Here is a 7,034-nt window from a genome sequence, read left to right as displayed (position 1 = left end):
TATAAAAATGTAGTGAAATACTTAAAACAAGGACAATCTCTCAGAAACACAGCTAAGTTATGTAATGTGAGTTTGGGTACTGTGCAAAAGGTAAAAAGGATTTTGGAAGAAAATAAAGTGTAATTTATATTTATAGACATAAAATTATGTGATATATTTGTAATATTAACATCAAAACATGTCTTTTTATATAAAAAAATCAATATGGACTTAAAGAATATTATTTTACATCAAATCACTCGTGAAGGAGACGAATTACCTACTCTGAATTATTCTGACCATAACTTATTAGTGGATGAAACTGTTATAGAGTTTGTAAAAAAACTAATTAAAAATTATAGTTCTAAAAATCCAACCTTTGGAACTTTTGAGGAAGACATTACAAATTATCCTTTTCAAACAAAAGTAAAGCAATATATACAGAATCTTGATTTTGTAACTTTTTCTACTGAATCTATGAATATTCTTAAGAAAGAAATACAAGTTCCTAAAGCTACAGGAGGCTATATTGTTTTTGTGCATTATGAAGAAAGGCATGAAGATTTCATTATTACTGCTATGTTAGATAAATCTACACAATTTGCAGTAGATGACACTAATTTAGGAATAGAAAAATTAAAGACACTTGATATTGAAAAAGTAGCAAGAGCAAATAGAATTAATATAAGTAAATGGAATCGTGGAGATTCTTTATATCTATCTTTTATAAAAGGGACAAGAAACGTTTCAAATTATTTTCAAAAATTTATAGGCTCCACAGATATTACCTCAGCAAAATACAATGTTAAATTGCTTGATAATGCCATAAATATGTATTTAAGGAAGAATAATGTTACTGGAGGTAAAAAAGATTTGATTAAGGAAAATATATCTAATTATTTTGAAAGCCAATACAAAAATAAAGAAGATATTACTCTTTCTTCAATTGCATCAATTATAAATCCAGAGCAGCCTAGTTTATTTAGTGATTTTCTATCAAGTCAGAATATCGAACTAAGTGGTAATTTTAGTTTATCTAAAAGGGACGACTTTAATATTTTTAAAAAGAGTGTAGTTAAAGAAAAAGGATATACTTTTGGCTTTGAAAAAGAATTAATAAAAAATGGAAAAATAGAAAGAGTTGGAAATGACATTCTAATTAAGAATGTTCCAGCCGAGCAATTAGATTCCGCATTTAATATTTAAAAATGAATGATGTAATTGATAACATTATTTTACTCAAGCAAAGACTAATAAATTTAGAAAATGTTGAGTTTGGGATCAAAGGTGATATTCCAGACTTAAAGTCTGAGGATATTAATGTTATCACAAATGTTTGGGAATATATTGATGATATATTTTCTCCAGAAAGTGGTGGCACAATTTATAAAGAAGATATCAATAATTTTATATCACAGAATATTTGTTTAACAATAAAAACAGGAGATATTCCTAATTATTACGAGAATTTTAATGATTTTTTATCAGGAAATAAGATAAAATGCAGTAATATCAATTTTTATATTGAAAAATTAAATTATAGAGACGGAAAGACAGTCCCTATTCCTACGATTATAAACCACTATAAATCTAATTTAGAAATTATCTCATTACTTGACAAAATTGCAGACTACAAGAAAGAACAAGGAAATAGACTTGAATTATTTTTTTATAAATCAGAAAATGGAGTCTCATTAAATATTAATTATAATGAGAAAGATTTACAAAGTTTAAAGGCAAATAGAATTTTAGATTTAAGAACACAGCTATTAAATAATATTGATTCCAATGAGAGAAAGCAACTATTTGTAAATGAATTAATTTCGGAATTAAATAAAAATGGAAATCTTTATAAAAACCTCCTTGAAAATTGGGATTCTATAGTCAATAATTATGAGAGAAGTTTTAGATTATACCTATCAGGATTTTCATTTGATAAAATTAAAACGTCTTCAGTAGAATATTTTCAAAAATTAACTGATAGAATATATGAAACTATTAGTAAAGTATCAGGTTATATATTTGGGATTCCAATAGGGTATATTTTACTATTGAATAATTTTGATTTTACAGGAAAAAGCATTGAGAAGAATATAGCTCTTTTGTTTTTAGGTGTATTATTTTTCATCTTAATGTGGTTTGTTTTTTTTAAAAATATTGATGAATCCATATCAGCAATAGAAAAAGATATATCTAAATTTAAAGATAAGATTGAGGGAAGAGATGAATTGAAAGAAATTTTAAATGATTTAAAAGACCTAGAATCAAAGTCAATTAAAAAGCAGAAAAATAAATTATTACTCGTAAAAATTCTAACTATTGTAGTTCTTGTTGTAACTATTGTAGTCCTAGCATTTATATACAAAAATATTTTAAGTACTAAATTATGTGATTTATATTTTTGGCTAAAATCAGTAATAAACTGCGCATAGTCAAAAATATTTAAAGATTCAGTAGTTGAGCAAATGTCGAGCAACTATTGAAAACAAAAAAACCTAACATATTAATTATAAACATATTAGGTTTTTATTCTGCAGAGAGGAAGGGATTCGAACCCTCGATACAGTTACCCGTATACTACCTTTCCAGGGTAGCCTCTTCAACCACTCGAGCACCTCTCTAAATTTTGGTATGCAAATGTATAAAAAATTTTACTTATAAATTAGTTTTTTTTAATAATCTAATTGTAAATAGATATTATTAAATCATCAACTAAAGTTAAAATAATTAAAATTATCATTATGCATTTATATTTTTAATTAAATATTAAGTAATTATCCCAAATTTAAATTTTAGTAAAAAAAACTATTCTTATAGAATAAAACCCAATCTTTGTTTACCTAATTTATTAGAAATGAAATCAATACTTAACCAAATCTAAACCAGAAATTATATCTATACATATATCTTTGGCTTCGAAAATTAATTAAAGAACCCATAATTTATGAAAGCTATTTTATTTAAAATTGGCCTACTATGTTTAAGCCTTACTGCTATAACTTCTTGTAGCAATGATGACCAAGCTGCAGAAAAATTGCCTTCTTCCAGTTCCTTCAAAAGTATTAATTCCTTAGTTTCATTGAATTATGATAAAGCTACACAAAAGAATATTCTTGAAGTAAAAAAAGATGGAAATTGGAAGCTATCTAAGTATCCAGATGTCGGTACAAATAATCTTTTATTGAGTCACAATAAGGCTGGTAAATACTATATTGATAATGATTTGTTTAATTTGTTCACCTTTGAATGGAATGGACATGAAAAAAATATCATTGGTTTAAGACAATTACCACTAAACACTGTTAAGAACGTAAGAGACTTAGGTGGATTTCCTACTCAGGATGGAAAATTTGTTAAATGGGGTACGGTTTTTAGATCTGGAGCTTATAATGGTCTTTCCCAAAGAGATATTATATATTTAAATTCAATTCCTTTAGTTACCACGGTAGATTTTAGAACTCAAGAAGAAAAAGATAAAACGAAAAACTCTTATATACCTTCTGTTAAAAACAGAATTGAAATACCTATAGGTTTTGGAAATATGTCTACAGAATATATAACTCAAATTCTAACTACAGGAACACCTGAACAAGCTAAGGAATTCATGATTAATGGGAATAGAGCTTTTTTAAAGGATTTTCAACCTGAATATAAAAAGTTCTTTGCTTTGCTAATGGATCCTAAAAATACACCTCTTATGTTCAATTGTACCGCTGGTAAGGATCGTACAGGCTTTGCAAGCGCTTTATTCTTATCTGCTTTAGGGGTAGATCGAGAAACTATAATTAACGATTATCTTTCAAGTAATAAATTTATGGAAGTTACCATGGAAAGTATGAAGAATTTATATGGAGATACACCTTTAGCAGAAAACTTTTATTATGTATCATCAGTACAAAAAGAATATATTGAAACAGCATTTTCTACCATTGAAACGGAATACGGAAGTGTTGAAAATTATTTAAGAAATCAATTAGATGTAGACATAAATCTTTTGAGAAGTTTATACCTCTATTAAATTTATAAGCTTAATGACAGGTAGGGGTTATTATTTAACCCCTATTTAATTTATATATGTATTATTGAATAAGTAATTTATCCGTTACCATACGACTTAATATAACCGTTTCATTCGTTTTTAAAATTCTAATCTTCATATTACCATCAAAATTATCAACTGATTCAATTTCAAGTTCTAAATTTAGACTTAGTTTTTTTGAATTTAAATATTCCAAAAACTCTTTAGAACCATTAATAATTGCGGATAGTACAACAACCTGTCCTTCTTTGCTTTCACTTAGTTTTTTAAAATTTACCCATTGCATATTGCCATCTAGATCTGGAATTGGTGAACCATGAGGATCAAACTTAGGATTACCAAGGATTTCATCCATTTTATTAAAAAATTTTTCTGAATGAATATGCTCTATTTGCTCAGCAATTTCATGAACATCCTCCCATCCAAAGCCCATTTTTTCAACTAAAAACATTTCAGTTAGCCTATGTTTTCTAAGTATTAAGGCTGCCTCCTTCTTTCCTTTCTTAGTTAATTTAAATGGTTTATAATTTTTATAATAAATAAGTTCTTTATCCGCAAACTTTTTCATCATGCTATTCACTGTTGGCATTTTTATATCTAAAGCTTGACTTAAAGCTAAAGAAGAAACTTCTTCTTTCTCATCAGCTAAAAGATAGAGTGCCTTTAAATAATTTTCTTCTATGGATGAATACATATAAGCAAATATAATAATTAATAATACCAAAAATAAAAACAATTAACCTAAACTTATTCTTAGTTTAATCTAATTCTGTATTTTTGTATTTCTAATTTTAAAATCGATGAAATTTTATTTATCACTGGTAAATTTTTTATTTTTAACACAATTAATTCATTCTCAAACTTATACCGATTCATTAAACTATTTAAAAAATGAAGTTGATGAATTAGATAAGGTTATAATAACAAGTAAGAAAAAGGATATTAAAAAATCTGAAAGCCCTATACCTACTACAATAGTGTCCTCAGAATTATTTAAAAAAAGTGGTGCCACTAATTTTTTTGATGGTATGGGAATGATTAACGGAATACAATCTCAAGTCAATTGTAATGTTTGTAACACGGGAGATATTCATATTAATGGTATGGATGGACCATACACATTAATCTTAATTGATGGTACGCCTATTGTTAGCGGTTTATCAACCGTTTACGGATTAAATGGTATTCCTACTAGCATGATTGATCGCGTAGAAATTATCAAAGGACCGGCATCTGCTCAATATGGTGCTGAAGCCATGGGAGGTGTTATAAATATTATAACTAAAAATCCTAAAAAAGCTCCTTTATTAAGTACAGATCTATCTGGATCTAGCTGGGGAGAAATAAATACAGATCTAACCTTAAAAATTAAAGCTGGTAAAAAAGTTTCCAGTTTATTAGGGTTAAATTATTTTTATTATGATAACCCCATAGACAAAAATCACGATGGATTTACAGATCTAACCCTGCAAAATAGAATTTCAGTCTTTAATAAGTGGTCTTTTAGAAGAAATGAAAATAGATGGGCAGACTTTGCTTTACGCTGGATCAATGAAGATCGATGGGGTGGTCAAATGAATTGGAATAAAAAATACAGAGGAGGTGATGAAGTTTATGGTGAAAGTATTTATACAAAAAGGTTAGAAGTTTTAGGTACTTATCAACTACCAATTAAAGAAAAGGTTTATACTCAATTTTCCTATAATTGGCACAATCAAAATTCCTGGTATGGAAATAAACCTTTCATGGCTACACAACAAATTCTATTTGCTCAAACTTATTGGAATAAGAATATTCATTCTCACAATTTGATGTTAGGTGCTACTTTTAGATATACCTATTACGATGACAATACCCCAGCTACAGCTTCTTCGGATGGATTAAAAAATAAGCCATCTCATAGATATTTACCTGGTTTCTTTGTGGAAGATAATTGGAATTTTAATGATAAAAATAACTTGTTAATTGGTTACCGTTACGACAATGATAATATTCACGGTTCAATAAATTCACCTAGAATCGCTTATAAATATAAACTAGACTCTAAAAACACTTTTCGTATGAGTCTAGGAAATGGTTTTAGAGTTGTTAATATATTTACAGAAGACCACGCCGCACTTACAGGGGCCAGGGATGTAATCATTAAAAACACTCTAAAGCCTGAAAAATCTTACAATTCTAATATAAATTATACCACAAATTTAACTACCAACCACTTTAATTTAAATTTAGATATTACTGGATTCTACTCTTATTTTACCAACAAAATTGTTGCAGATTTAGATACGGATCCTAAAAAAATTATCTATAACAACTTAGACGGACATGCGATCTCCAATGGCATTTCTCTTGATACTGATTGGACCTTTACTTTCCCCTTAAAAATTACCACAGGAATTACTTATATGAATGTTTATACGAGAGAAAAAAATGAAAATGGGGATTTTGAACAAAAGAATCAATTATATTCCCCTAAATGGTCTGGTAATTTAATTTTGAATTATAGTTTTAAAAATAAACTATCCATTGATCTTACTGGTAATTGGAAAGGTCCTATGCGATTACCTATTCAACCTAACGATTATAGAAAAGAATATTCCCCATGGCAATGGATCGCTAATATACAAATTACCAAAGGCTTTACAAATGGGTTTGAAATCTATGGAGGAATAAAAAATTTATTAAATATTAAACCTAAAAATCCTTTGATGCGCCCTTTTGATCCTTTTGATAAGACTGCAGATGATCCCATAAATAACCCTTTCGGCTATACTTTTGATACGGCTTACAATTATGCTTCAATGCAAGGAATCAGAGGATTTCTAGGAGTTAGGTATACCGTTTTTTAATTTGGAAAAAGTTGAATTAAAATCTCAATTTTTTATCCTTTTAAATTTTTTTAATTATTGAGCTTTAAAAAAAATTTCATTCTACATTTATGACTATATGATTTACATTTATATATTTTAAGTTCTATATCTGAATTTGTTCTGTTTGGATATAGTTTTAGAATTAA

The 7,034-nt window shown here is 27.5% G+C and carries 5 protein-coding genes and 1 tRNA gene; 4 read left to right on the top strand and 2 right to left on the bottom strand.

Annotation, left to right across the window (positions count from 1 at the left end):
* The first annotated feature begins 204 nt into the window (after window positions 1–204).
* Complete coding sequence (locus ETU08_RS09055; protein WP_146262706.1) at window positions 205–1,185, top strand: nucleoid-associated protein; 981 nt, start codon at window positions 205–207, stop codon at window positions 1,183–1,185.
* 2 nt (window positions 1,186–1,187) lie between these two features.
* Complete coding sequence (locus ETU08_RS09050) at window positions 1,188–2,411, top strand: hypothetical protein (protein WP_146262705.1); 1,224 nt, start codon at window positions 1,188–1,190, stop codon at window positions 2,409–2,411.
* Window positions 2,412–2,513: 102 nt separating this feature from the next.
* On the opposite strand, the gene ETU08_RS09045 is transcribed toward ETU08_RS09050, so the two are convergent.
* Window positions 2,514–2,600: transfer RNA gene (locus ETU08_RS09045), tRNA-Ser, on the bottom strand.
* A gap of 323 nt (window positions 2,601–2,923) precedes the next feature.
* Here ETU08_RS09045 and ETU08_RS09040 point away from each other — a divergent pair.
* Window positions 2,924–3,997, top strand: coding sequence for a tyrosine-protein phosphatase (locus ETU08_RS09040; protein WP_146262704.1), 1,074 nt, complete (start codon window positions 2,924–2,926; stop codon window positions 3,995–3,997).
* Window positions 3,998–4,058: 61 nt separating this feature from the next.
* Here ETU08_RS09040 and ETU08_RS09035 read toward each other — a convergent pair whose 3' ends face one another.
* Complete coding sequence (locus ETU08_RS09035; RefSeq protein WP_146262703.1) at window positions 4,059–4,712, bottom strand: metal-dependent transcriptional regulator; 654 nt, start codon at window positions 4,710–4,712, stop codon at window positions 4,059–4,061.
* Window positions 4,713–4,818: 106 nt separating this feature from the next.
* On the opposite strand from ETU08_RS09035, the gene ETU08_RS09030 reads away from it, so the two are divergent.
* Window positions 4,819–6,867, top strand: coding sequence for a TonB-dependent receptor plug domain-containing protein (locus ETU08_RS09030; RefSeq protein ID WP_146262702.1), 2,049 nt, complete (start codon window positions 4,819–4,821; stop codon window positions 6,865–6,867).
* Window positions 6,868–7,034: the final 167 nt, after the last annotated feature.

The organism is Apibacter muscae (genome assembly GCF_007845635.1).
GTDB classification, from domain to species: domain Bacteria; phylum Bacteroidota; class Bacteroidia; order Flavobacteriales; family Weeksellaceae; genus Apibacter; species Apibacter muscae.
Note: the sequence above shows the minus strand (reverse complement) of the source record. Positions and strands in the feature narration are given on the sequence as shown.